Genomic DNA, 23,552 nt, shown 5'->3' with positions numbered 1-23,552 from the left:
CGGATACCTTTGCTCAAAATTATCAAATCATGGAATTGAAAAACAAAAAGGCAGTGATAACAGGCGGCAATAGCGGCATAGGTCTTGCAACTGCCAGAGAGCTGGTCAGACAGGGCGCTACCGTACTGATCACGGGCAGAAGAAAGGACGCTACAGAACAGGCAGCACTTGAAACAGGATCCATGCCATTCGTTGCTGACCAGGCGCGGGTAGAGGACATTGAAGCTCTGCGCGATCATATTGCAGAAACTTTTGGTAAAATAGATATCCTTTTCATTAACGCCGGGATTACCGGTGCCGCCGGCCTGATCGAAAATGAAAGCGAGCAGAACTTCGATACGGTTATGGATATCAATTTCCGCGGTGCCTATTTTACTTTAAGCAAACTGGTTCCTGTACTGAGTGATGGTGCATCCGTTATATTTCTGTCTTCCAATACGGCTTTTATGCACAAGCCGCAGAGTTCTGTTTACCAGGCCAGCAAAGCGGCCCTTAATTCGATCGCAAAAACGGCTGCCGCAGAGCTTAGTGGCAGGAAGATCCGGGTTAATACCATAAGCCCTGGACCTACCAGAACAAATGTCTTACATCATTCTTACGGTGAAGTAACCGCCAATGCTATCTGGGAGGATCTGGTGGATGTGGTACCGCTGAAAAGAATTGGTAAGCCGGAAGAGGTGGCTAAAATGGTTGTGTTCCTCAGCAGCGAACACGCCGATTATATTACCGGTGCCGACTTCCTCATGGACGGCGGTATGACCATTTAAAAAAACGTAATGGTTTTGTTGTTCTTCAGTATTATCTACACAGCTGCAACATCCGGACCGTTAATTGGCAATTGCAGGATGACCCCGACCGATAGTAATATGAACGGATTCTCTGCCAGAATAGCCAGCTGTTTTGTCATTCCTTTTGGCTAAAACAATCAGAAGTTCAGCTAAATCTGTTTTTTTCAGCCGGTGCAACTTTGCATAAGCAAAATAAAACAGTAAAAAAATGAACATTGTATTAACCGGTTCTCTGGGCAACATCGGAAAGCCGCTTACAACAGAACTTGTAAAAAAAGGGCATTCGGTAACCGTCATCAGCAGTAATGCAGAAAGAAAAGAAGCCATTGAAATACTGGGTGCAAAAGCGGCTATTGGCAGTATGTTTGATGCCGGGTTCTTAACAACAGTATTCACTGGAGCAGACATTGTCTATTTAATGGAAACGATGGAAGCCGCCGGTAATCTCTTTGATAAATCAGTTGATTTTATTACTAATATTAACAAAATTGGCAACAGCTACAAAAAGGCGGTTGAGCGGTCGGGCATAAAAAAGGTAATTCATTTGAGCAGTATCGGTGCTCATACCAACAAGGGCATTGGCATTCTCATCTTCCATTACAATGTAGAAAGCATTTTGAGACAATTGCCGGATAATGTCGCCATCAAGTTCATTCGGCCGGTCGGCTTTTATATCAATATGTTTTCCTTTGTGCAGTCGATAAAATATAATGGTGCCATTATTTCAAACTATGGTGGTGACAAAAAAGAACCCTGGGTTTCACCTTTGGATGTAGCAGATGTAATTGTTGAAGAAATGGACCAACCATTTGCAGGCAGAACGGTACGATATGTTGCCAGTGATGAAGTTTCTCCGAATGAAATTGCAAAAGTCCTGGGAAATGAAATTGGAAAACCTGATCTGGAATGGAAAGTAATACCTGATGAACAATTATTGAACAATTGGTTGGGAATTGGTTTTAATAAGCAGGTTGCTGAAGGCTTTATTGAATTACAGAGAAGCCAGGGCGATGGCAGTCTATATGAAGATTACTACCAACACCAACCAACTTTTGGCAAAATAAAACTGGCTGATTTTGCCAAAGAATTCGCATTGGTTTATAATTCTGAAAACAAGTAATCTTTCATATATGGAGGCTTCTGAAAATGCAACGAAAGTTACTCAAAGCTCACGCAGTTGATGGCAGCCCGATAAAATCAAAGTTGTTTTTGGTACTAAGCAGAATAAACAGGTTTACTTTACATTATGGAACAACGGCCAACTAAAAGAATAAAAACGATTAGCGAATTCCACCGGTTGAGAGGATTGATGCAGCCTGAGCATCCGCTTATCAGCGTGATTGATTACAGCAATGTTCAGCGGCCTGCCGATATTGCTGAAACAAACTGGGTGTTTGATTTCTACCAGATATCTGTCAAAAGAGGAATGAACGCTAAAATGAAGTACGGGCAGCAGCAATACGATTTTGATGAAGGTATTATGTTTTTTGTTTCACCTAACCAGGTATTCAGGATAGAGCCCGATAGAGATGTAGCTGAAAAGAAGTCGGGGTGGATGTTGCTCATTCATCCTGATTTCTTATGGAATACATCGCTTGCCAAAACTATTAAACAGTACGAATTTTTTGATTATTCGGTAAACGAAGCCTTGTTTTTATCAGATAAGGAAGAAAATACACTCAATCATATTATTGAAAATATTAAGCAGGAATATCATGCAAACATCGATAGGTTTAGCAAACAGATCATTATTGCACAAATTGAAAGTTTGCTTAGTTATGCTGAGCGCTTTTATAGCCGCCAGTTTATAACAAGAGAAAAATCAAACCACCAGCTTCTGGTCCGGTTGGAAAAATTGCTTGTAGATTATTTTAACAGCGATAATTTAATTGCAAAAGGATTGCCCACCGTTCAGCACATTGCAGACACGTTACATGTTTCACCAAAATATTTAAGTAGTTTGCTTAAAGTGCTCACAGGACAAAGCACACAACAACACATTCACAACAAACTTATAGACAAGGCGAAGGAAAAGCTGTCAACTACACAACTGTCAATTAGCGAAATTGCGTATGAATTAGGCTTTGAACACTTACAATCGTTCAGCAAACTTTTTAAGGCAAAGACAGATATTTCACCCGTGGAATTCAGACAATCATTTAACTAACAGATGGCGTAAGCTTTCGGACTATTGAAATTTCGTAAAACCGGGTATGCTTCCGGATGTAAGGGGCTGTAGTACTCATTTTTCAGACGGATGATATAAAGCAGTTTCTTTTTCCGTTGGATTGTAGAACTTGGTTTCTACGATCTTTACGATACCGCCGCCACCCTTCAGGTAATGCATTTCCTCTATCATGAAGCCGTACTTCCCTTCAGTCCAGAGATAGCGGTTGGCTGTAGCCCCGTTAATAGTGAAAGGAGTAATGATCGGATCGAGCAGAAGCGAAGTGGAATAGATATTGGCTAAAGAAACGGGTAGCCCCACATTTATGTTGTAAATCGGTAATGAACCTTCATAAATATAGGTACTGTATGCCTGCAGCACCTGGTAACCGGTAACTTTTCCATCTTTTACATATACACCTAAAATAGTAAAAGGATTGTGAGAACCTTTCATCGAAGGGATAGTGGGAAATGGAAATTCAGCGGTATCAAAGCTGTATGCCGTATTATGATATAACTCTACCGTAGGCGACACTTTATCCGCTACCCATTTTTTTACCTTCCATTTCGGATTGGCTTTATCCAATTCATCCAGTGTGATATTGAACTGTCCTTTGAGTGTTACCGTATTGATAAATGCATCTTTATGCGCCTGAGTTCTTGCTTTTGCAAGTGAATCGCGCCTTTTTTCCCTGGCCAGCGTTAATTCCGCCTGCTTGTCTGTGATGGCTTTCTGTTCTGATTTTACCAGGAGTTTCAGCTTGCTTATTTCCAGGGCTTTCTCTTCGTTGAAATTCGGATAGTCGGGGCTTTTTTCAAATTGAAGTATCAGGGGCAGTATATCATTGTTGGCGGAATCTTTTGCATGAAGTTCGCGGGTAGCCATGATCTGTAAGTACAGTATTTTACAGTTGGTGTTACCAAGCGCTTCGCGGACCTGGCTCAGGAATTCCAGTGTTTTTTTATAATCGCCTTTGCCGTAACTCTCTTCTGCGAGGAGATAGGCTGCTTTGGCTTCTATTGCATTTGTCTGGGCGTTCAGTGTATAACCTGTTATAAAGAACAGGCATATCATTATCAGTTTTCTCATATCGTTTATATGTTTAAAAATAGCCGGTATGAAAAAAATGCCCAATACTCCTAAATAGGTATAAGAATGAATTTCACATCTCTTGCTTCACAAAGCCCCTTTAACTTTTCGCTGATCAGGTTCCCATGGATGAAAAACCGGCTTATAGTGAAATGGCCGTTTTAAGAGAACATGGATCATACTGTCAACATTGTACCATTGCTGCACAACGATACCAACCTGGTCATCTGGCACGCAAAATCCTGCCGCTAACCAGCGGCAGGATAAGTTAATTTTTAAACCTACTATTTGCGGCTGCTTTTTCCCGGGCTCCCACTTGTGCCCTGGGCGGAAGAATTTTTTTTGCCCGTTGATACGGTGCTTGAATCCTTACTCATCTTTTCATTGTTACTGGCAACCGACTTGGTCTGTGCTATCGATTTTTTTGAATTCTGTGCCATAAACCTGAATTTTAAGTGGTTAATAATGCCACGTAAAAAGAAAGGATTATGCCATAGTTACAGATGCGTTCCTGTATAATAAAATACACGCGAAGCCACTCCAAGGGATTCTTCTTCCACATCTTTCCGCACTATTGCAACCGGCTATAACAGGTCAAGGTCGCGGGCAACGTAATAACTGGGCACAAGTGGGCGGTAACCCGCAAATTTCCTGATCTTCGATATGTCCATGATGCCTTCAAAAGGATCCAGGAGCGGTCCCTCTGCCTTGGGAAAAGTATCAGCAGCGAGGCCGAAAGAATCCGCGAGTTCGTACAGCGAAACCGGCGCATCATCTGCGAGGTTAAAAATCTGGCCATCCAGCCCTTCAAGGTTAAGCATCAGGTTAATACCTTGCGCCACATCGAGATGATGGAGCATTTGCATGCGCCAGCCGGGATGACGGTTCCATTTTTTAAGCAATGGCAGGATTTCTTCTATATGCGGGTCCTTATCGCCATAGACAAAGGAGAGGCGGAGTATGCGTAGGTCCAGACCATCGGTTCTGTGCAGTGCCAGCAGTTCCTGTTCAGCGGCAACCTTACTCGCTGAATACGCACGGGGGTCATTACTATCTACAAAATCAGTTTCCCTTGCCGGATGTCCGTAGCCGGAAACATATACATTGCCTGTGCTTGTGAATACAAACCTTTTTACACCCGCAGCAAGGGCCGCTTTGGCGAGTGCAACGGTTCCGTTGTGGTTGGTTTTTATTATTCCTTCGTTATCTGTAAGTGTCCGGAAAAAGGCAGCCAGGTGAACAATGGCATCGGTGCCCTCCACTGCCGGTACGAGGGATACCGGATCGAACAGGTCTCCGGTAACAGGTATCGCGCCGAGCGTTGTCAGCGTTTCTGCTTTGGCCGCATCGCGTACCAGGATCCGGACTTCATGCCCCTTTGCGATCAGGCGGGGAACTAACCTTGAGCCCACTTTCCCGGTTGCACCGGTTACTAAAATTTTCATATGTTTTGATTTAAATTCATCATGCAAAGTTCCTGCCCTCGCGGGAGCAATGACAACGAGATTCAAACCAATAAGTATGATTTTCAAACCTTCCCTTTCCGAAATGAATTTGGCGCTGCGCCTGTTATCCTTTTAAAATAATTGTTGAAGTAGGTAGTGTATTCAAAACCTAATGCATCTGCGATCTCTGCTATGCTGCAGTCGGTATGGAGGAGCAGCGCTTTTGCTTCGGCAACTATGCGGTCGGCAATATGGACAGATGTAGGTTTGCCGGTAACTTCTTTTACGGCACGGTTGAGGTAGTTTACATGCACTGCCAGGCCCGCGGCAAAGTCCTGAGGAGCGCGCAGCTTCAACGCTTGGCCGGAACGCTCCAGCGGGAACTGCCGTTCCAGTAGATCAAAAAAAAGATGCGTGATCCTGGTTGCTCCTTTTTTGAACTCCGGTACATTTTGCGGAGGCTGTATCCTGAGCGCTTCCCGGAGGATGAGTTCAATACAATTACTGATCATTTCGCCCTTTTGCCTGTAATCACTGTCATAAACAGACACCATCTTTTTAAAAATACCAGCTATGAATTCTGCCTGTTCATTGTTCAGTGCAATGTGAGGCGCGTCACTTGTACGTACCAGTGGTGAATTGTTCAGGAGCTGAGTTCTTTCCCTGCCAATAAAAAACGCAGGTGTAAACAAACAGGCGTAACCGGTTCTCTCCCTGGAACGATGGATAACACCATGCGGTACTTTGGGATTTACAAAAAAGAGAACCGGGCCATTCATTTCAATCACCCTGTCGCCATAAGTGATGGACATATCACCATTCACCAAACCCATTTTGTAAAAGTCGCGGCGGCCCAATGAAACAGGCAGATCCCGCGGGTTGGTAAGTACATGCGCCTTAAAGCCTTTGATTGTAAGGTCGGTCATATCTATCCCGGGTATCGCGGTATTGCGTTTTACTGCCATCCGGCAAAATTAATACAATCAAACCTTTAAAACAGATCTGAAATGTTTTGGTTATTGTCTTCAAAACGATGTTAGAAGCCTAACCCCTTAACTTTGAATAATTATGATGCCGCATAGACCAGTTCATCATTTTCTCAAGATTCCCTTCTCCACATTCTCCTTCAATAAATTCTCTGCATATTCCCAGATTGCTTCCGAGCCTTTTTTGATGACCGACTTCTTATCATATACCTGCTGATAGCCCACATTGAATTCAGCCCAGGTGCCACCGTTGTTGGATGTGTTTTGTAACAAGGGTTCCAGCCTGTCCATAGATCTTGCAAATTTGGCTTCATTGGTATGGCCGGCCTCAAATTCCTCCCATATGGAAATAAACTCCGAAGCCTGTTCAGCGGGCAATAACCCGAAGATCCGTTTTGCTGCACGTAGCTCTTCTTCCGTGTTCGTATGATTTTTGGCAGTGTCGTAAATAAATGTATCTCCCGCATCAATCTCAACAATATCATGGATCAGCACCATTTTTACCACTTTCAGCACATCAATAGGCTTGTTTGAATGCCCGGCTAAAACAATCGCCATCAGAGCTAGGTGCCAGCTGTGTTCCGCGTCGTTTTCGTGTCTGTCGCTGTTGAACAGTCTGGTTTTGCGGGTAATATATTTCAGTTTGTCGATTTCTTTGATGAAACCGATCTGTTTTAATAGGGTAGCTGTTTCCATGAGTGCTTTATTTGTATTGGCTGATGGAGAAATGCAAGTACCTGCAAATTAGATAAGAATGGGTACCTATTAATAGGGAAACGACAAGGCATATAAATTTTAATGATATGAGAGGAACTGTTAAGGACAAAAATCTATTTTACTAATTCTAATTTCTCATTTTGCATTTTGCAAAATGAGAAATTATTCATATATTTGACTTATGAGACAGCATAAAGGAATGAGACCTCAGGATATTGTTATTTTGCTAAAAATTGTCATTTTAGGAAATCAGGAATGGCAATTCCAGGATTTGGCACGCTCACTTTTTATCAGCGGCGCAGAAGTGTCAGAGTCCCTGAATAGGAGCAGCCTCGCCGGTCTTATTGATTATAATCGGAAAAGGGTCAACAAAATTAGCCTCTTCGAGTTTTTACAATACGGTATGCCCTATGTTTTTCCACAGTCTCCTGGACGGATGACGCGTGGAATGGCAACAGCTCATAGTCATCCGATCTTTTTGGAAAAAATCATTAGCAGTGAAATTTATGTATGGCCTGATATAGGGGGCAAAGATTATGGTCAGGCGATTGAGCCTCTCTATCCTAACCAAGTAAAGGCCGCAAAGGATGATCCTACACTTTATGAAGTGCTGGCGATGTTGGATGTTTTACGTACTGGTAGAAGCAGAGAGAAAAAAATTGCCTTAAAATATTTGTCAAAATTATTGTTGCATGATCTATCACGAGAACATAAAGAGGATACAGATAGTGAAGGAATCACTTGGTGATCTGAAAGATAAAGTTGTTTTTGTTGGTGGCGCTACTGTTGGTTTGTATACAGATAAATCATCTGCTGAAGCGAGACCTACCGATGATATTGATGTCGTAATTGAACTTTGGTCGCATAGCGAATATGCTGCTATAGATGAACGTTTGCGAGATATGGGATTTGTCAATGATCAGGCTTCAGGTATTGTATGCAGATATATTATCAGGGATATTATTGTTGATGTGATGCCTACACATAATGATGTGCTTGGTTTTTCTAACAGATGGTATCCGAAAGGGTTTGCAACAGCTATCGATTATGATTTAGGCCAAAGTTCCATCCGTATATTTTCTCCTCAGTACTTCATCGCAACTAAACTTGAGGCTTTTAAAAGCCGGGGGAATAACGATGGAAGAACAAGTACAGATTTTGAGGACATTATATTTGTGCTGGAAAATAACACACGTATATGGGAAGATATGGAGGCGGGAGATGATGAAGTGCGTACATATCTTAAAAAAACATTCAGAGAATTATTAGATAAACCTCATTTCGGTGAATGGATAGATTCACATGCCGGTTACGGATCACCGCCTGCAACTTATTTTATAATAAATCAATTAAGGGCTTTTGTGGACAACAAATAATATACGCGAACCGGATTATCATTTTTTTCGAAAATATCGTATATAAGTACACGATGGTGGAGAATCATTCTCTACCCATCCTGTCCGCAATCCCAAACGCTACCTGCTGTATCTTTCCAATGACCTTTTCACCCGTACGGTTGGATAAAAAGATCATGCTCAGGTTCTTTTCAGGGAAAAGCACAATGTAAGAGTAGAAACCGTAAGTGCCGCCGTCTGTCCAGATACGCCATGCATTTTTATCAGGATGGTATTGATACCAGTTTAAAGACAGAGAATAAACTCCGGGATTAACAACATCCATGGACGACGGCGGGATTATTTTATTGGTGGCAGCATCTATGAAAATACCGGGTGTCAGAACCATTTCAGCTTCGGGCGTTGAACGGTTCTGGAGATAAGTAAGGTATCTGACCATGTCTGCCGTGCTGGAACGCATTCCCCCGGTTCCTTTCAGCAACTGATGGATGAGATAAGGGGCGGGTTTGCCGGAAGGATCGTAGCCGGTCATAAGTGCAGACGATATAACAGTATTGCCAAAACCTGTGTTTTTCATCTGCAGCGGATCAAGGACATATCGTTTGATCAATGCATCGATCGGTGCCTTGTAAACATTTTCCAGTACAAGGGTCAGTAAAACAGCCGCGGTATTGGAATGCCGGGGCCTTACGCCGGGTATCGTATCGGGTTTAGCTGATGCCAGTGCTGCGAGGAATGCCTGCCTGGTAAATCCGGTGTCCAGTCCTGAAAACAAATTATCCGGAAGCGCTGAAGTAGTATTGGCCAGATGCAGGACCCTGATCGGAGCTCCGTTATATGCGAGACCAGGATAGTTCCCTTCCAGGTAATTACGCACATCATCCTCCATTTTCAGCTTTTTTTCACTCACGGCATGGGCGAGTACCAGGCTGGTAAAGGTTTTGCTGACAGAACCGATTTCATAGACCGAGACCGGCGTTGGTTTTTCTTTGCCGAAATTGTAAAACCAGTTGTCGTTCCTATAATGAATGCCGACCGATAATGCGGCTGTTGAGCTGTCTCCGGAAAATTCTTTTCCCAGGCGCATGATCAGGCTGTCGTAGCGGGCAGGCGCCTGCTGGGCATGAACAAAATAGTTGATCTGAAGCAGCAGGAATGTGGCGAAGAAGGTTTTCATGAATAACAATTTATCGTATTATGACTCCAAGATTACCCCTTTCAGGCTAAAGAACTCTTTCTTTTCGACGAAACCAGCCTTACAGGCGACATCCGGTCTGATAAGGTCTTTTGGAGAAACGGTCATTTTATTGACATCCAGGGTATTAAGCTTCTTTTTCTTCCGAATCCTGCGGTTTTCCGCGTTTTTTGTTGTGCTCGCCGAATAGGAGCCATATTGTTCTTAAAATGGTGAAAAATAGCTTGTTAAAACGTCAGATAAAAATTAACATTGTCTTAATATTGACAGTTCGCCGACGATAATTGACGGTTCAATGCTTAACTGCTGTTTTTTGCAAAAAATGCATGCAATGTTTTGCATGATCTTCCTGTCTATTATGAATGGCCAGCCTGTCAGCCGGGGTATTGATCAAAAACGAACCCAAAACACATGTTATGAGAAAGACGATTGCCGTGATGAAAGTGGTTACTTTATCCTTTTTTACTATCTCTCTGCATTCCACCGGGTAATCTTTGCCCGGAACCTCCCTGCATTGGTTTTCACCCCTGATACCAGGTACTAACATACACGAATACGCTAATCAAGATTTTAAAAACCCAAAAAGTAAAACAATGAGAAGATGGAAATTTTTCGGTTTGATCATGCTTCTGATGAGTATGATCACAAGCACCATGATGGCTCAAGGTGTTTCCATCAGCGGAACGGTACTGTCTGACGATGGTGCGCCGCTCGCTGGTGTAACTGTTACTGTAGTTGGTGCAAACCGATCGGTAGTAACAGCTGACAATGGTAAATTCACGGTCAATGCAGATGCGGGCGTACTGCTCGAATTTAGCTATGTGGGTTATACCACACAATCTGTGAAGGCGGCGGCCGGAATGGTAGTGCGCCTTGCAAAAAGCACTGAACAGCTGGGTGAAGTAGTTGTTACGGCGCTGGGTATTAAAAAAGAAAGAAAGGCACTGGGCTACGCGGTGACCGAACTGAGTGCTTCGGAACTGATGAAGAACAAGAGCACCAATATCATCAACTCTCTCGCCGGTAAAGCGCCGGGCGTTAATATTACACAGTTCAGCGGTGCAGCTGGTGCCGGTGCTTCGATCACGATCCGTGGCGGTAACTCCACATCGGAAGGCCGTCAGAACCAGCCTTTGTTTGTTGTAGACGGAATTATCTACGATAACTCAACCAGCGTTAGCGGTAATACCGGTACCGATGGTATGTCGCGCAGCAATACAACGTATTCAAACCGTGTAATGGACATCAACCCTGAAGACATCGAAACCCTCTCTGTACTGAAAGGTTCTGCGGCAGCAGCACTTTACGGTTCAAGGGCGGCTGATGGTGTTGTGATCATCACCACTAAAAAAGGTGCTGAAGGTACTGTGAAAGTAACTGCCACCAGCAAAATCACTACCTCGTGGGCTAACAAACTGCCTGAAGCGCAGACAACTTTCAAAAATGGTATTTATGCCAGCAATGGTGTTTTCAACGATATTACTTACAGCTCATGGGGGCCTAAACTGGGCGCATCCGATACGCTGTATGACAATATCAATGACTTCTTCCGTAATGGTATCATCTACGATAATAACGTGAGTGTATCCGGCGGATCAAAGAATGGTTCTTTTTATTTATCAGGATCTAATTTCAACCAGGATGGTATCGTTCCGAATACCGGCTTCCGGAAAACAACTTTCCGTTTCAATGGCGAACAGAAATACGGCCGCCTGACGCTGAGTTCAAATGTGGCTTATTCGATCGCCAACACAGACAGGACCTTAACAACATCCGGTTTGTACAGCGGTGGTGGTAACGGTACAATGGGTGCGATCTACGGCTTCCCTCAGAATTTCAACATGAAGAGGTATGAGAACATAGATGGGTCACAATACCGCAGGTTTGCCGGAACAGTTCCATTGGAGAACGATCTGGACAATCCTTACTGGATCATCAATAAAGATAAACTGACTTCAGAAACCAAGCGTTTCACAGGCGGTATCAATGCTTCATACAAAATCGCCAGCTGGTGGGATATCATTACCCGCTTAGGTTACGATCAGTATAATACCAATGATTATAACTACATTGCCCCGGGTTCAGCGGTGATTCCTTTGTACCAGAACGGTCGTTTGAGTAAAAACCTGCTGGGGTATACTTTCACGTCAACAACTGTGATGAGTAATTTCCATAAATCATTCGGCGATTTCGATGCCCGTGTGATGATCGGAAATACAACTGAAGCAACTGATATCGTCAGCCAGAATCACTGGGGCTTCAACTTTATCACTGCCGGTACCATCAGCTTCGGAAATATTGCCACCACCAACCAGTTCTTTAAAGACGGCGTAACCAAAAAACGCCTCGTTGGAACTTATGGTGAAGTGGGCGTGTCTTATAAAAACATTGCGTTCCTGACTGCAACCGGCCGTAACGACTGGTCATCTACACTGCCATTGGACAGCAGGTCTTATTTCTATCCGTCAGTGAGTGGTTCGGTAGTGATCACCGAGTTATTGCCTAAGAGCAGCATTCTTTCTTTTGGTAAAGTGCGCGGAAGCTGGGCACAGGTTGGTAAAGATGCCAATCCGTATGCAACCCTTACTTATGTGAACAACCCGATCACCATCGGTTCTTATACAGGTATCGGTAACCAGTACACCAGCGGTAATCCTTTCCTGAAACCTGAGATCCAGAATTCATGGGAAGTTGGTGGTGAGTTCAGGTTCCTGGGCGGCCGCGTAGGACTGGATGTAACCTACTACCACAGCCAGACTCAGAACCAGATCGCTCAGCCACGTTTGTCTAACGCGAGCGGTTATATCCTCACTTCAATCAACTCCGGTTCCGTGATCAACAAAGGTGTTGAAATAGCGGTAACCGGTAAACCGATATCACGCAGGGATTTCACCTGGGATGTAGCGGTGAACTTCTCTTATAACAAAGGCCGCCTGGGCGACTTCCTGCCAGGTGTAGCTTATTTCTACCCGACCGATGCACAGTTTGGCGGTGTGAAAGCAGCGTCTATTCCTAATGGCGGTTACTTCCTCGGCATGACCGGTACACGTTTCCTCCGTGAAGTGGATACCAAGGGCGTTGAGGTTGCGAATGGCCGCTACCAGGTAGATCCTACAACAGGTTTATACAAGATCAATACCAACAACCCGATCGTAGGTAACCGTGAGCCTTCATTCATCGGTGGTATCAGCAATACAGTACGTTACAAAAAATTCATGCTGTCATTACTGCTTGATATCCGTAAGGGTGGAGATATTTACAACGGTACAGAATATGCAATGGTGGTGAACGGTTTAAGCAAAAGGACACTGCTGAACGACCGTCAGTCTGTGACCGTAACCGGTGTTAACAGTGTGACCGGTGCTGACTTTTCACAAACTTACAATGCAGGTCAGAACTACGTGATCAACGGTGCTACACTTTCAGGTAACTACCTGATCCAGCAGTACTGGTCTAACTATGCAGCCAATTCAGAGAACTTCATCACTTCTGTAAACTGGGTGAAAGTACGTTCACTGTCGCTGAACTACGATTTCACAAGCATGCTGAAGAACAAGAGGATCATCAAGGAACTGTCTGCAACCATTGTAGGTACCAACTTATTTACATGGACCAACTACAAAGGAATGGATCCTGAAGTAAGTGCCGCGGGCGGAACAGGTGGTTCAGGTTCTACAGGTATCGATTACCTCGGTGTTCCTGCTGTAGCTGGTGTTACTTTCGGTGTAAATATTACGTTCTAATCAATGCAAAAAAGTTAATCATGAAAAATTCAAAATATATACTATTGGCTCTCCTGGTTGTACTCGGGGCCACTTCGTGTAAAAAGTTCCTGGATGTAAACAATGATCCGAACAATCCGAACAACGAAAGTGTATTGGTTGAGAACAGGTTGCCCTGGATCGAACACTTTTACCAGTATACTTCGGGTGTTTCCAATTTCCGCAGCTCATGTATTGCCGGCGTTTACTACAGCAACTCTGCGGCAGGTAATGCGCTCAGTACAACCTGGACAACTCATACCGGTAATACCACGCCTTACCAGACCTGGTTTGTGGAAGTGGCTTCTAACCTGAACGACCTTTACAAAACCGCACAGAAAAATGGCGCTTACCATTATATGGCAACAGCCAACGTTTTTCACGCACTCGGTTTTATGCAGATGCTGGATATCTATGGTGAAATGCCTTACACACAGGCGATCTCAGGTATAGCAAGTCCTGCTTTTGATGATGGCAAAGCAATCTACAAAGGCTGTATGGCAAAACTGGATGAAGCGATTGCGCTGTTCGGTAAAACACAGGAAGCAACAGCTGTTCCTTTGTCGAAAGGCGACCTCTGGAACAACGGAGACCTGAACAAATGGATCAAACTCTGTTATGGTCTGAAAGCCCGCTACATGCTGAAACTGTCTAAAAAATCAGATCTGTACAACGGGGATTCCGTTCTGTATTATGTGGCAAGAGGCCCTCAATCCAATGCGGAGAATACCATCGGACCAGGTTATAACAACAGCACAGTAACCGATTACCTGTTAGGAGATCCTGTTGTAACCAACGGTAACTTCGATTATGCCGCTTACGGAAGCAACCAGCGTATTTCACAATATCACTACAACCTGCTTACCAACATGCGTGGTTCAGGCGTAACAGATCCACGTATGACCAAGATCGTTCCTGCTGCGATGTCTAACATTCAGCTGGATGGCAGCGGTAAAGTGATCTCTTATACCTGGAACCGTTCTGCGGGTGTTGATATGCACGGTGCGGCAACAAGGCTGCTGAAAGGCGGGGCGGCGTCTATCGTAGCTCCTTCCTATGCCACTGCCAATACCAATATCACTTATGCGATTTCCGATGCAACAGACCGTGCTAATTTCATTGCTGCACAAACAACAGCCGGCCGTCCTTTCACCACAAGCGGCAATAACGTAACTGTAACGTACAGGGCAGGTTCTATTTATATCAATAGTACCAACTACCTGTATGCAGGTGATACTGTTTACGTAAACCTGCGCAGCAGTTCCATTGCAACATCTGGCATACCTGCACAGGGACAGACAGATGTAAGCTGGTATCCTTCAGTTCCGGCCTTTACAGCGGGAGCTGTGGCATCTACCGGTTCTTTCCAGATCCGCCCTGTTTCAGACCAGGAGATCCTGACCTATCATGAAATGTGCTTTATCAAGGCCGAAGCCTATATGAGAAAAGGCGACGCAGGAAGCGCCCATACAGCATACAAGGCAGGTATCCAGGCTCACCTCGATATGATGCAGGCCAAGCTTACGCAGTGGCAGGGTAGTGGCTATACAGCTACCAATCCTGACATGGCGCCAATGAGCGGCACTGCGATCACTGCTTATATGGCAAGTAACGCTGTGGTGCAGACCGCAGGTGCGCTGACCATGGCAGACATCATGTTACAGAAATACGTAGCAATGGGTTGCAGCATCGAGAACTGGAACGATATGCGCCGCTTTAACTTCAGTGCGGGTAATATTGGTGGTTTTGGTGTGGTTTACCCGGGCTTCGACAGAACACCGCTGTTCGCAGGAACTGCGCTTTATACCGGTGGCTCTAAAGCAGATCCAAGGTACTGGCCACGCAGGTTCATGTTACCAACCACGCTCGAACTCAACTATAACCTCGCGAATGTATTGGCCCTTAATGCCAATGCAACAGCCCCGAATATCTGGAGTATGCCGGTATGGTGGGATTGTGCAACAGACGACGAGTATTATGGATATCTTAAAAAATAAGGTTTAATACCCGATTTACGTGTTGAATCCTGGCAAAGAGGCTGTATCAATAAGATACAGCCTCTTTTTATTATGCTTACAGCAAAGATTGCCTGAACAGCCGGAATGATCTATATTAACTGCGCTAAAGCTTTTGCTGCATGAAATCCATATTCATATTTATACTGTTGCTGCTCACGATATCTGCCTCTGCTCAGAAAAAGAAAACCTATTTTTCGGCCTGGACATTTCAGCAGAAGAACGCTAATATTTATGGCCTGTCTGTAGGATTATGGAATTTTGCAGAAAACCCCAAACGCACAACCAGCAATGGCTTGCGGCTTTCACTGATCGGAGAAGGAATACTGGTAGCATGGATGCCGGCAAGCCCGATACCCGCGAACGACAGTGCATTCCTGGAAAGCAAAAAGGAACCCTATTCCGAACGGATCAATGGACTCAATATATCAGGTACCGGAACTGCCGGTGCTTACGATATCAATGGTATTTCCATCGGGGTGGTCGGCCACGCCGTTAAACGTGTCAATGGCATATCCGTTTCCACTTTAAATTTTGCTTTACAGCATAACGGTATTCAGCTCGGAATCTTTGTCAATGAATCGTATAAGATGCGCGGTATCCAGCTGGGCGCTTTTAATAAAAGCAGCAGAACCAAAGGCATACAGATCGGTTTCTGGAATGTGAATGAAAAAAGAAAGTTGCCATTGATCAACTGGAATTTTTAATTCAATAACTCCGAATGTCAGTAATAGCTTCACCGGATCACTGGCAAACAATTGCACTGTGGAGGTAAATTATTTCAGGTATTCTAAGGAGAACCGGCCCGTGTCGGAATTATACGAAGTGATGTGCAATATCGGTTGAAGAAACAAATCCCCATACGATCAAGGTATCACTGGGGCAATATTGCTACGCCGTGCATGTATCCGGTAATAAATGGCATTGGCATATGTATTGTGCGTGTTACGCATTACCCACCTGATAAAATCAACCTATGAAAGCAGCTGTATTCCATGCGCCGGGAAATATTCAATACGATACGGTACCGGATCCCGTGATAGAAACACCGCGTGATGCCATTATTAAAGTGACATCAACAGCTATCTGCGGATCAGACCTTCACATTTATTCCGGCGGCTTCCCGCAACCTCGCCCGATGGTACTGGGACACGAATTCATGGGCATTGTAGAGGAAACGGGCAGTGCTATAACCAATCTCAAAAAAGGTGATAGAGTGGTGGTGCCCTTTCCTATTGCATGTGGCCATTGCTTCTTTTGCCAGCACCAGTCACCCGGCAACTGCTCCAGCAGCAACCCGGAACATTATGGTCCGGAAGGTGGTATTGTGAAGGAAAAAGGCGGTGCCCTGTTTGGTTACACAGATCTTTACGGTGGTTACGATGGCGGCCAGGCCGAATATGTTCGTGTTCCCTATGCTGATTACGGTCCCCGAAAAGTGCCGGAAAATTTAACCGATGAAGAAGTGTTGTTCCTTACTGATATCTTTCCGACAGGTTATACCGGTATCGACTGGGGCGGAATAAGCGGCGGGGAAACGGTAGCAATTTTCGGTGCGGGTCCTGTTGGCTTGATGGCGGCTAAAAGCGCATGGCTCCGCGGCGCTCAGCGTGTGATCCTGGTGGATGTATTGACTTACAGGCTCGAGAAAGCCCGTCTTACTACGAACAGCGAAACGATCCTGTGGGAGGGCGATGGTGAAAATGTTATAGAAGAGCTTCGTGCCATGACGGAAGGACGCGGCCCCGATCTTTGTGTGGATGCAGTAGGTTTCGAACCTGAAAGAAACCTGATCGACCGTGCCAAAGCCGTGATCAATTTTGAAAAAGGTTCTGTCAAAGTACTGGAAGCCTGTATGAGCGCAGTAAGACGCAGTGGTATTGTCTCCGTGCTTGGTGTGTACGGTACAACTTATGATAATTTTCCGGTAGGGCAATTGTTCGATAAAGGCCTCACCATTAAAGCCGGCCAGGCACCCGTTCATAAATATATCGATCAGCTTCTGGATTGGGTTTCAGAAGGAAAAGTGGTGCTGAATGATATTATTTCACACCGGCTGCCGCTTTCAGAGATCGCGCATGGTTACTCGATATTTAAAAAGAAAGAAGACGATTGTGTAAAAGTGGTACTCGATCCCTGGAAATGATCGGTCTGTGTATTTTATTCCACCGCAAAACGGCATTATTTATTTCCCTTATTTTAAAAGTATTTTATGAAGCGAAGATTCCCTCTCCATATTTCACGCGCAGCCAGCAAAAGAGCAAGAATGATCTGTGTAGGCCGCGAATACACCTCTTTTACAGAAAAGCCATCCGACAGCAGAAACGGTAATGGTAATTCAAATCAAAGCAGTGCACATGATCTGTTCAATGCGTTTACTGCAGATGTGATCCGGGAGCGCAAAATATTTACAAGGTAACAGTTACCAGTTATGAAAAATAAGGCCGTAGCTTTCTTCTGAAATAATGTCTTTCCATTTCCGGATCAGGTCGCGGTAAGCCTCGCCCACGGGCATGATCTTCCTGTCGAGGTCATACAGCCCAAGCTCGTTTATGTTTCCCACATCGTTGCGTAATGCCGAATCCCAATCTACCTGGTGCAGCAGACTGTACCAGGTGAACCCGATCACAGGGATACCATCGTGTTTCAGCCGGTGTACATTGGCCCATTGCTTGATCAGCCACTCAACACAGGAAGGCATCCTGATATTCGTTTCTGTATGCATGATCGGTAAACGATATCTTCTGTAATACTGGTGTGTGATCACATAATAACCGAAGATTTCACCGGAAGCTTGTGTGGTACCATCCGGATGTACGATGTGTTCATTCGTAACGTAATAGTCATTCCCCATGATGCACCGCGCTTTGATCTGGTTGTCGAGGAACCAGTGATATTCTGCTTTCGACATTCCATTTGATAACAGGTATTCATACATCGCAACATTTAAGGGGTAACCGTAAGTGAGGTCCAGCGAAAGAAACCTTTTCTGGTTAAGGAACCTTGCCAGCGGCGTTGCAAGCGGGTCAGTTGCATGGAAATATTCCGAAGACTCACTCTGGATAAACGCTGCTTCCGGCTGAACGGAAAGGATCGCATGCATGGCCATCACATTTGCCTTTGCGATATGTTTCAGGGCTGTTACAAAATGCCTGTCGCCCTGCAGCCGTTCATTCCACCAGCCATATTGTGCCGAGAACATGGCTGCGATGAATATTTCATTTACAGGTGTATACAACTGCAGGTAAGGAAACCTTTGCGCAAAAGCTTTTGCATACTCTGCAAAATAATGCGGGAAATCCGGGTTTTGAAAATCACCTATCCAGTCGGGTATTCCGAAATGGCAGAGATCAACGATCGGTGTAATATTCATCTCCCGCAATGCATGGAATGTATCGTCTGTAAAATCCCAGTCATATACACCGGGCGCTGTATGGGTCTTATAATAAGGAGGGCCATAACGCAGAAATTCTATCCCGCTGTCCTGCACCAGTTTAAAATCGGTCTGCCAGTGCTGGTAATGGCCGGTCTTTTCCATTTCATCCACCCGTTTGGTAGACCCATCTGGTAAAAGGATCGTAGGATAGCTGTTCTCGATACCCGTTGCGAACATGAATTTATTGCCACGCATAACAAAAGATATTAAGCAGCTTTTTCACGGAAATATTTATCAATAGCTTCTTCCAGCGAAGGAAGCGTGAAGCCCTTACTGTTCTCCATCACGCTGTACCGCGGTTGCGGTATGGCCCAGTTCATTTCAGCAGCGGGCTTAGGCTGTACCAGGGATGCCGGCAAGTGTTGCCGCTGCGCAATAACACGGGCAAGCTCTGCCCAGCTGGTATGCCCGTTGTTACAGATATGCCACAGCCCTTTTTCTTCATCTATCAGGATGTCGAGCGCAGCTCTTATAAGATCAGGAATATAAGTAGGGGACAGTATCATATCATCCGCTGCTATGTATAACTGACCTTTCCGGAGCGTGGCTGATATGTCATGTATAAAATGCTTTTCATCCCAGGGACTAAAAAAAGGACTTGTACGTATGATCAGTGCATCAGTATAAACAGAAGAAACGAGCCGTTCTCCTTCCGCTCTGCTTTTACCGCAGGTATTAAGCGGCCTTACTTCATCAGTTTCCACATACGGTGCCTGTTTATTACCATCAAATACATGATGCGATGAAAAAGTAAGAAAGGGTAAGCCATGCTGCCTGCATTTTTCGGCAAGCAGTGCCGGTATTTCTGCATTGATATGAAAACAGGAATCTGTATTTTTTTCCGCCTCATCAATTTCCCAGATGCCGCAGGTATTAATGACTGCCCATGGATGATATGTATCGATCGCGGATTCAATTTCACGACTGAAAATTTTGTTAACCGGCGACCTGCCTAAACCCGTATAAGGAATATTCCTTTGCCTGCATGCGCGGACAAGTGCTTGTCCCAGGCTGTTATTGAGATTGGTGATCAGCAACGGTGATGATTGCAGAATAGGAATGTTCTGTGTTTTTGTAGCCCTTGCTTTATCCCACCAGCCTTTCCCCGGCAATAAGGGATGGTCATAAGTGCTGTTGGCGGAAAGCTTACTGACCATTCTTGCGAGTGCTGTGGGCCTTGGGTTTCCTTTCCGGAGATCGAATGCCCCTGTTTCATAACGTTTATGACGGTGTACAAGCAGGCTGTTCCAGTCATAAGCACCCAGTAATGACCAGGCAGTAACGGCACGGATATCGGCACCGTTACGTATAGCTGCTTTTGAAGCATTACATGCCTGGTTGAACCAGCGCAGTTGTTCTTCACGTGTGCAGTCCATATGAACTTCAGTCAGTGCGATGGGAATATGATATCGCTGCCAGGTTTCCTCTAATAGTTTCTGGAGCCCCGTACAACGGTTTACACGTACAGCTTCTGTATCTGCATAGGTATGACGGCCATTCCCGCCATGTGTGTGAACCGGGTATTTCTCTATTTTCTCATCCAGAAAACGTTCGGAAGTAACATAATAGTTCAATCCCATTATATCCGGCGGGCAGGGATTTTCCAGGAAGAAAATAAGTGTTTTCTCTTCAATCCCATTTTCAATAATATATTGCCAGAGCGGATGTTGTTTTGTTACCTTCCCGCATAACAGATCGAATGTCAGCCAGCGGCGATGGTTCTCGAAGTTACGTTGATAGATAAGAAGCTTTGTACTGTGCGCTTTCGCGAGATCTTCTGTCTGCACCAGCTTTGCCAGCGGGTTGACCTTCCTGATCTCTTTCATCGCAAAAACCACACCTTTTAATTGATTGATCAGCATCCGCAGGAAGTCTGCAGCATTATTTTTGTGCGGATACCACAACCCGTATAGCCCGCTGAACCTGGCTGTAGTAAGCGGTTCGTTAACAGGTGTGTAATATTCGATCCATGGAAATGCTTCAGCCGTTTGTTTTGCATAGGCCGCAAGACCTGGAGCAAAATCATCACGGTTAAGTGCCGTAAATGCCGGACCGCTTCCATGATGCACCAGTCCGGCTATAGGAATGATCTCCCTGGTCCTTAATATTTCCAGCTGTTGTTTTGCCCAGGTCCAGTCGATCCTGCTGTTCTTATGCGGCTGATGCTTTTCCCATAGCAGGGGAAAACGCAAAGCACAGATACCTGTATCCGCGATTGCGTTTATATAATCTGTACCGTTGTAACAGCCCATATCCATGAATTGGTCCGAATAATGATCACCAACACGGTTAATGCTGCATTCAATACCGCCCCAGATTTCAGGAAGTGATGGATGTTGTTTTTCTATGCCCATTGAGATGTATTTCTGGTGAGTGTTCCGCTATCAGCTTTTTAAAAAGCGTCAGCGATTGCGCCACTACCTGGTCCATGTTGTAATAACGGTACGTTCCAAGACGCCCTGTAAAATGCACTTTCGCCTGTGTGGCTGCAAGCAGCTGGTATTTTTTATAGATCTCTGCATTCTCCGGTCGCGGAATGGGATAGTAAGGATCGCCATGCTCGGTCGGATATTCGTATACAACCGATGTTTTGGAATGTTTCTGACCTGTGAGATATTTGAACTCTGTTATTCTTGTATAAGGATGTTCATTGGGATAGTTAACCGTTCCCGTTGGCTGAAACTGCTCCTGGTCATAGGTTTCAAATTTGAAATCGATGGAACGGTAAGGAAGTTTTCCGTAGCAGTAATCGAAATAGCTGTCGATTGGCCCTGTGAAGATCAATTCCTTATAGGCAACCATTGATGTGATTTCCTTATAATCTGCATTCAGCATTATTTTGATATTCGGATGCGACAACATTTTGCGGAACATTTCCGTATAACCGTGCAACGGCATGGCCTGGTAGGTATCTGTAAAATACCTGTTGTCCCGGTTGGTCCTTGTCGGGATCCTTGCAGTAACAGAAGCATCAAGTTCAGAAGGATCAATACCCCATTGCTTACGCGTATAGGAGCGGAAGAATTTTTCATACAATTCTTTTCCCACCTTACTCAGCACCACATCTTCTGAAGTACGGATCTGGCCCAGCTTTACGGCTTTGGATGCGAGGAAAGCTTCTACTTCATCTGAGCAGAGATTCATCCCGTAGAGCTTGTTGATCGTATCAAGGTTGATAGGGATCGGAACCAGCTGACCATCCACACTCCCCAGCACACGATGTTCGTAAGGACGCCATTGTGTGAATTGTCCGAGATAATCGAAGACTTCTTTGGAATTGGTATGAAAAATATGCGGACCATATTTGTGTACCAGGATACCGTCGTGATTATAATAATCATACGTATTTCCGCCGATATGATCACGTTTGTCTATGATCAATACCTTTTTATTTGCAACAGTAGCTAATCGCTCTGCCATTACGCTGCCGGCGAAACCGGCGCCTACGATGAGATAATCAAACATATTGCACCTCCTTTGCTCTGTTTTTAATGTTCGAAGCGGAAATGGTCCTGATGTGTGCGGCCATTTCAGCACAGGTTTTGTCCCATGAATGGTCGGCTAAAAACGTATCCACTTCCTTTAACCAGTTTCTTTTATCTTTTGTGGCTATTTCTTCTTCAACAGCTTCAACAAATTCGGTTGCCGAATGAGCGATATGTACGAGCTGTCGTGTGCCGTAAGGCTGTACCACATCCCGGATCGGGGTTGAAATAACAGGTTTGCCGGCTGCAAGGTATTCCGGTGTTTTGGTAGGGCTGATAAACTGCGTCGATTCGTTCAGCGCAAATGGAATGATCGCTATATCCCACCCGGAAATATATTGCGGCAGTACATCGTACGATTTAATACCCAGGTAGTGGATATTCGCAGCCTGTGGCAGGTCGCATTCCTGTACTTTCACTACAGGCCCGAGGAATACAAAGTGCCAGTCTGGTCTTGCAAATGCTACTTTGCTGATCAGGTCGCAGTCAAAACGTTCATCTATCACACCAAAGAAGCCGATCCGCGGATGCGGGATATCCTGCTGATCTTCGGGCTCTGCATTTTTTTGACGTGCCTTTGCAAAGTGTGCTTTATCAATACTGCTGGGGAAAGGATGTATGTTCGCATGTTTGTCCTTCTTGGCCTCATAGAGACTCTGGCCGCCCGTAAAGACCAGGTCGGCTTTACGGAACAGTTCAGCTTCCAGTTCCTGCAACTCGGCAGGTGCATAACGGAAAGCACTGAGTTCATCCATGCAATCGTAAACAGTCAGCTGGGGATGGAAGTCGCGCGTAAATTTCAACGCCATAGGGGTATAATACCAGAAGAAATAATCGTTAATACAGTACTCGTGCAGCATGCTTTTTAACAAAGCCGCCGTTCTCTGTGCGGTATCATTGCAGGGATCCCCCTGTAAATGAGGCACAGCGATATAAAGGTTATCGCTTCCGGTTTCTATCAGCATTTTGTCCATTGGCGCATTAAACACAGGCTCTTCCACAAAATAAACAGTGAATTTCTTTGCCAGGCGTGTCAGCACATGCTGCGGACGCTGGTATACAAAGCCCCATCGCAAATGCGAAAAACAGATCAGGTTCATAGGATGATTTTTC

Annotated in this window: 20 protein-coding genes; 10 read left to right on the top strand and 10 right to left on the bottom strand. The window is 44.9% G+C overall.

Features of this window, described 5'->3' with window-relative positions; all coding sequences use genetic code 11:
• Positions 1-29 precede the first annotated feature (29 nt).
• From B5D42_RS12755 to B5D42_RS12745, 3 genes are all read left to right on the top strand, one after another.
• Positions 30-767: an SDR family oxidoreductase gene (locus B5D42_RS12755; RefSeq protein ID WP_078831947.1), complete on the top strand. Its 738-nt coding sequence runs from the start codon at positions 30-32 to the stop codon at positions 765-767.
• A gap of 229 nt (positions 768-996) precedes the next feature.
• The gene (locus B5D42_RS12750; RefSeq protein ID WP_078831900.1) at positions 997-1,908 is read left to right on the top strand and encodes an NmrA family NAD(P)-binding protein; all 912 of its coding nucleotides are present in this window, start codon (positions 997-999) and stop codon (positions 1,906-1,908) included.
• A gap of 126 nt (positions 1,909-2,034) precedes the next feature.
• Positions 2,035-2,955 carry a helix-turn-helix domain-containing protein gene (locus tag B5D42_RS12745; protein WP_078831899.1) on the top strand — a complete coding sequence of 307 codons (921 nt, stop codon included), beginning with the start codon at positions 2,035-2,037 and terminating at the stop codon, positions 2,953-2,955.
• A gap of 75 nt (positions 2,956-3,030) precedes the next feature.
• Here B5D42_RS12745 and B5D42_RS12740 read toward each other — a convergent pair whose 3' ends face one another.
• From B5D42_RS12740 to B5D42_RS12725, 5 genes are all read right to left on the bottom strand, one after another.
• Positions 3,031-4,044, bottom strand: coding sequence for a hypothetical protein (locus B5D42_RS12740; RefSeq protein ID WP_078831898.1), 1,014 nt, complete (start codon positions 4,042-4,044; stop codon positions 3,031-3,033).
• 284 nt (positions 4,045-4,328) lie between these two features.
• Positions 4,329-4,484, bottom strand: a complete 156-nt coding sequence (locus B5D42_RS17910) for a hypothetical protein (RefSeq protein ID WP_176113004.1) — start codon at positions 4,482-4,484, stop codon at positions 4,329-4,331.
• Between the two features lie 144 nt (positions 4,485-4,628).
• Complete coding sequence (locus B5D42_RS12735) at positions 4,629-5,489, bottom strand: NAD-dependent epimerase/dehydratase family protein (RefSeq protein WP_078831946.1); 861 nt, start codon at positions 5,487-5,489, stop codon at positions 4,629-4,631.
• A gap of 83 nt (positions 5,490-5,572) precedes the next feature.
• Complete coding sequence (locus tag B5D42_RS12730; RefSeq protein WP_217698820.1) at positions 5,573-6,454, bottom strand: helix-turn-helix domain-containing protein; 882 nt, start codon at positions 6,452-6,454, stop codon at positions 5,573-5,575.
• Positions 6,455-6,580: 126 nt separating this feature from the next.
• Positions 6,581-7,171 (bottom strand): HD domain-containing protein, encoded by a 591-nt coding sequence (locus tag B5D42_RS12725; protein ID WP_078831897.1) that lies wholly within the window; start codon positions 7,169-7,171, stop codon positions 6,581-6,583.
• A gap of 202 nt (positions 7,172-7,373) precedes the next feature.
• Here B5D42_RS12725 and B5D42_RS12720 point away from each other — a divergent pair, with 202 nt between their 5' ends.
• Together B5D42_RS12720 and B5D42_RS12715 are read left to right on the top strand one after the other, a co-directional pair.
• Positions 7,374-7,940, top strand: coding sequence for a hypothetical protein (locus B5D42_RS12720; RefSeq protein WP_217698819.1), 567 nt, complete (start codon positions 7,374-7,376; stop codon positions 7,938-7,940).
• A complete protein-coding gene (locus B5D42_RS12715) occupies positions 7,921-8,568 on the top strand; it encodes a nucleotidyl transferase AbiEii/AbiGii toxin family protein (RefSeq protein ID WP_176113003.1) in 648 nt (215 codons plus the stop codon). Before B5D42_RS12720 ends, B5D42_RS12715 begins: the two co-directional genes overlap by 20 nt.
• Before the next feature lie 64 nt (positions 8,569-8,632).
• Here the strand turns inward: B5D42_RS12715 and B5D42_RS12710 are convergent, their stop codons facing one another.
• A complete protein-coding gene (locus tag B5D42_RS12710) occupies positions 8,633-9,724 on the bottom strand; it encodes a serine hydrolase domain-containing protein (protein ID WP_139367147.1) in 1,092 nt (363 codons plus the stop codon).
• Positions 9,725-10,335: 611 nt separating this feature from the next.
• Here B5D42_RS12710 and B5D42_RS12705 point away from each other — a divergent pair.
• From B5D42_RS12705 to B5D42_RS12685, 5 genes are all read left to right on the top strand, one after another.
• Positions 10,336-13,485 (top strand): SusC/RagA family TonB-linked outer membrane protein, encoded by a 3,150-nt coding sequence (locus B5D42_RS12705; RefSeq protein ID WP_078831893.1) that lies wholly within the window; start codon positions 10,336-10,338, stop codon positions 13,483-13,485.
• Positions 13,486-13,505: 20 nt separating this feature from the next.
• Positions 13,506-15,500 (top strand): SusD/RagB family nutrient-binding outer membrane lipoprotein, encoded by a 1,995-nt coding sequence (locus B5D42_RS12700; RefSeq protein WP_078831892.1) that lies wholly within the window; start codon positions 13,506-13,508, stop codon positions 15,498-15,500.
• Positions 15,501-15,640: 140 nt separating this feature from the next.
• The gene (locus B5D42_RS12695; protein WP_078831891.1) at positions 15,641-16,225 is read left to right on the top strand and encodes an LA_2272 family surface repeat-containing protein; all 585 of its coding nucleotides are present in this window, start codon (positions 15,641-15,643) and stop codon (positions 16,223-16,225) included.
• A gap of 269 nt (positions 16,226-16,494) precedes the next feature.
• Positions 16,495-17,664, top strand: coding sequence for a zinc-dependent alcohol dehydrogenase (locus B5D42_RS12690; protein ID WP_078831890.1), 1,170 nt, complete (start codon positions 16,495-16,497; stop codon positions 17,662-17,664).
• A gap of 66 nt (positions 17,665-17,730) precedes the next feature.
• Positions 17,731-17,937: a hypothetical protein gene (locus B5D42_RS12685; protein ID WP_139367146.1), complete on the top strand. Its 207-nt coding sequence runs from the start codon at positions 17,731-17,733 to the stop codon at positions 17,935-17,937.
• A 3-nt stretch (positions 17,938-17,940) separates the two neighbouring features.
• Here the strand turns inward: B5D42_RS12685 and B5D42_RS12680 are convergent, their stop codons facing one another.
• From B5D42_RS12680 to B5D42_RS12665, 4 genes are read right to left on the bottom strand one after another with little or no spacing between them, the layout of a single operon-like run.
• On the bottom strand, positions 17,941-19,149 hold the full coding sequence (locus B5D42_RS12680; protein WP_078831889.1) for a family 1 glycosylhydrolase: 1,209 nt from the start codon (positions 19,147-19,149) through the stop codon (positions 17,941-17,943).
• Between the two features lie 11 nt (positions 19,150-19,160).
• Positions 19,161-21,308, bottom strand: coding sequence for a family 1 glycosylhydrolase (locus B5D42_RS12675; protein WP_078831888.1), 2,148 nt, complete (start codon positions 21,306-21,308; stop codon positions 19,161-19,163).
• Entirely contained in the window at positions 21,274-22,419 is a 1,146-nt protein-coding gene (glf, locus tag B5D42_RS12670) for a UDP-galactopyranose mutase (RefSeq protein ID WP_078831887.1), read from the bottom strand. Before glf ends, B5D42_RS12675 begins: the two co-directional genes overlap by 35 nt.
• Positions 22,412-23,539, bottom strand: a complete 1,128-nt coding sequence (locus tag B5D42_RS12665; protein WP_078831886.1) for a glycosyltransferase family 1 protein — start codon at positions 23,537-23,539, stop codon at positions 22,412-22,414. Before B5D42_RS12665 ends, glf begins: the two co-directional genes overlap by 8 nt.
• Positions 23,540-23,552 lie beyond the last annotated feature (13 nt).

Source organism: Sediminibacterium ginsengisoli (genome assembly GCF_900167075.1).
In the GTDB taxonomy this organism is placed as follows: Bacteria; Bacteroidota; Bacteroidia; order Chitinophagales; family Chitinophagaceae; genus Sediminibacterium; species Sediminibacterium ginsengisoli.
Note: the sequence above shows the minus strand (reverse complement) of the source record. Positions and strands in the feature narration are given on the sequence as shown.

What these genes read in the sequence shown, in the direction of transcription:
- B5D42_RS12755 (WP_078831947.1), top strand. Translation starts at nt 30, where the DNA reads ATGGAATTGAAAAACAAAAAGGCAGTGATAACAGGCGGCAATAGCGGC.
- B5D42_RS12750 (WP_078831900.1), top strand. Translation starts at nt 997, where the DNA reads ATGAACATTGTATTAACCGGTTCTCTGGGCAACATCGGAAAGCCGCTT.
- B5D42_RS12745 (WP_078831899.1), top strand. Translation starts at nt 2,035, where the DNA reads ATGGAACAACGGCCAACTAAAAGAATAAAAACGATTAGCGAATTCCAC.
- B5D42_RS12740 (WP_078831898.1), bottom strand. Translation starts at nt 4,044, where the DNA reads ATGAGAAAACTGATAATGATATGCCTGTTCTTTATAACAGGTTATACA.
- B5D42_RS17910 (WP_176113004.1), bottom strand. Translation starts at nt 4,484, where the DNA reads ATGGCACAGAATTCAAAAAAATCGATAGCACAGACCAAGTCGGTTGCC.
- B5D42_RS12735 (WP_078831946.1), bottom strand. Translation starts at nt 5,489, where the DNA reads ATGAAAATTTTAGTAACCGGTGCAACCGGGAAAGTGGGCTCAAGGTTA.
- B5D42_RS12730 (WP_217698820.1), bottom strand. Translation starts at nt 6,454, where the DNA reads ATGGCAGTAAAACGCAATACCGCGATACCCGGGATAGATATGACCGAC.
- B5D42_RS12725 (WP_078831897.1), bottom strand. Translation starts at nt 7,171, where the DNA reads ATGGAAACAGCTACCCTATTAAAACAGATCGGTTTCATCAAAGAAATC.
- B5D42_RS12720 (WP_217698819.1), top strand. Translation starts at nt 7,374, where the DNA reads ATGAGACAGCATAAAGGAATGAGACCTCAGGATATTGTTATTTTGCTA.
- B5D42_RS12710 (WP_139367147.1), bottom strand. Translation starts at nt 9,724, where the DNA reads ATGAAAACCTTCTTCGCCACATTCCTGCTGCTTCAGATCAACTATTTT.
- B5D42_RS12705 (WP_078831893.1), top strand. Translation starts at nt 10,336, where the DNA reads ATGAGAAGATGGAAATTTTTCGGTTTGATCATGCTTCTGATGAGTATG.
- B5D42_RS12700 (WP_078831892.1), top strand. Translation starts at nt 13,506, where the DNA reads ATGAAAAATTCAAAATATATACTATTGGCTCTCCTGGTTGTACTCGGG.
- B5D42_RS12695 (WP_078831891.1), top strand. Translation starts at nt 15,641, where the DNA reads ATGAAATCCATATTCATATTTATACTGTTGCTGCTCACGATATCTGCC.
- B5D42_RS12690 (WP_078831890.1), top strand. Translation starts at nt 16,495, where the DNA reads ATGAAAGCAGCTGTATTCCATGCGCCGGGAAATATTCAATACGATACG.
- B5D42_RS12685 (WP_139367146.1), top strand. Translation starts at nt 17,731, where the DNA reads ATGAAGCGAAGATTCCCTCTCCATATTTCACGCGCAGCCAGCAAAAGA.
- B5D42_RS12680 (WP_078831889.1), bottom strand. Translation starts at nt 19,149, where the DNA reads ATGCGTGGCAATAAATTCATGTTCGCAACGGGTATCGAGAACAGCTAT.
- B5D42_RS12675 (WP_078831888.1), bottom strand. Translation starts at nt 21,308, where the DNA reads ATGGGCATAGAAAAACAACATCCATCACTTCCTGAAATCTGGGGCGGT.
- glf (WP_078831887.1), bottom strand. Translation starts at nt 22,419, where the DNA reads ATGTTTGATTATCTCATCGTAGGCGCCGGTTTCGCCGGCAGCGTAATG.
- B5D42_RS12665 (WP_078831886.1), bottom strand. Translation starts at nt 23,539, where the DNA reads ATGAACCTGATCTGTTTTTCGCATTTGCGATGGGGCTTTGTATACCAG.